General features: G+C 72.8%; 1 protein-coding gene and 2 pseudogenes. All 3 read right to left on the reverse strand.

Annotation, left to right across the window (positions count from 1 at the left end):
* Positions 1–314: pseudogene (locus ACYVE7_RS33790) on the reverse strand (DUF58 domain-containing protein); the annotation flags it as partial.
* Positions 315–342: 28 nt separating this feature from the next.
* Positions 343–1314, reverse strand: coding sequence for an AAA family ATPase (locus tag ACYVE7_RS33795; RefSeq protein ID WP_460370617.1), 972 nt, complete (start codon positions 1312–1314; stop codon positions 343–345).
* Positions 1314–1556 (reverse strand): annotated as a pseudogene (locus ACYVE7_RS33800) (DUF4350 domain-containing protein); the annotation flags it as partial. The gene ACYVE7_RS33795 and the pseudogene ACYVE7_RS33800, both read right to left, overlap by 1 nt.

Genomic DNA, 1556 nt, shown 5'->3' on the forward strand with positions numbered 1-1556 from the left:
GGCACCGAGAGATCGGCGGTCCGCGGCGAGGCGCCGGCGCTGGGCGTCCAGGCGTCCCTGACGACGGCCCGCACACGCCGCGTGCCGAGGTTCTCCACGATCAGCGAGACCGAGGCCGTCTCCCCCAGCCGGACGCTGGTCGCGCCCGCCCGGTGCAGCACCAGCCGTCGCACGTTCCCGGCCAGCGCGAAGTCCACGGCGACGAGCACGGCCAGCACGGCCCCGATCGCGCCGATCACCCAGCCGTGCGGCACGAAGACCGGGATCACGGCCGCCAGCAGTGCCAGCAGCGCCACCCGTCCCGTCAACGCCATCGGAGCTCCCCCGCGGTCGTCCGGGCCGTCATCGGGGGGTCGGGACGGTGGTGAGGACGCCTTCGAGGACGCCGTCGGGGGTGGCGCCCTCCAGTTCGGCCTCGGCGCGGAGCTGGATGCGGTGGCGGAGGGTGGGGCGGGCGAGCGCCTTGACGTCGTCGGGGGTGACGTAGTCACGGCCCGACAGCCAGGCCCAGGCGCGGGCCGTGTTGAGCAGGGCCGTCGCGCCTCGCGGCGAGGCGCCGAGCTGGAGCGACGGCGATTCGCGGGTGGCCCGGCACAGGTCGACGACGTAGGCGATGACCTTCGGGTCGACGTGCAGGGTGCGGACCGCGGTGCGGCCGGCGTCCAGGTCGGCGATCGAGGCGACCGGGTTGATGTCCGACAGGTCGCGCGGGTCGAAGCCGAGCGCGTGCCGCTGGACGACGCCGATCTCCTCCTCGCGGGTCGGCAGCGGGACGGTCAGCTTCACCAGGAACCGGTCGAGCTGCGCCTCGGGCAGCGGGTAGGTGCCCTCGTACTCGATGGGGTTCTGGGTGGCGCACACCACGAACGGGTCGGGCAGCGCGAACGGCGTGCCGTCCACCGAGACCTGGCGCTCCTCCATGGCCTCCAGCAGCGACGCCTGGGTCTTCGGCGGGGTCCGGTTGATCTCGTCGGCGAGCAGCAGGTTGGTGAAGACGGGGCCGCGCCTGAACTCGAACTCCGAGGTCTTGGTGTCGTAGATCAGTGATCCGGTGACGTCGCCCGGCATCAGGTCGGGCGTGAACTGCACCCGCTTGAACTCCAGCTCCAGCGCCGCCGCGAGGGTCCGCACCAGCAGGGTCTTGGCGACACCGGGCACGCCTTCCAGCAGCACGTGGCCCCGGCAGAGCAGCGCGATCACCAGCCCGGTGATCACGGCGTCCTGGCCGACGACGGCCTTGGAAACCTCGCCGCGCAGCGCGGCCAGTGAGCGACGGGCGTCGCCGAGGCCTGGGTCGACGATGGTCTCGCTCATCAGGGTCGCCTTTCCTTCAAGGAGAGGATGCGGCTCTCCAGTTCGTCGAGGGTTTCGGAGAGTCGCATCAGTTCTTGGTCGTCGGCCGGGTCGGCTCCGTACAGGGCCCACCAGGCGGTGTCGCGGTCGAGGCCGCTGCGGGCGGAGACCAGCCCGGTGATCTCCTCGATCCGGGTGGAGTCCTGCGCGGCGGCGCGCGGCAGCCCCAGCAGCGGCGCGACCCGTGCGCGCGCCGACTCGCG

It is taken from the genome of Actinocorallia lasiicapitis, assembly GCF_054778695.1.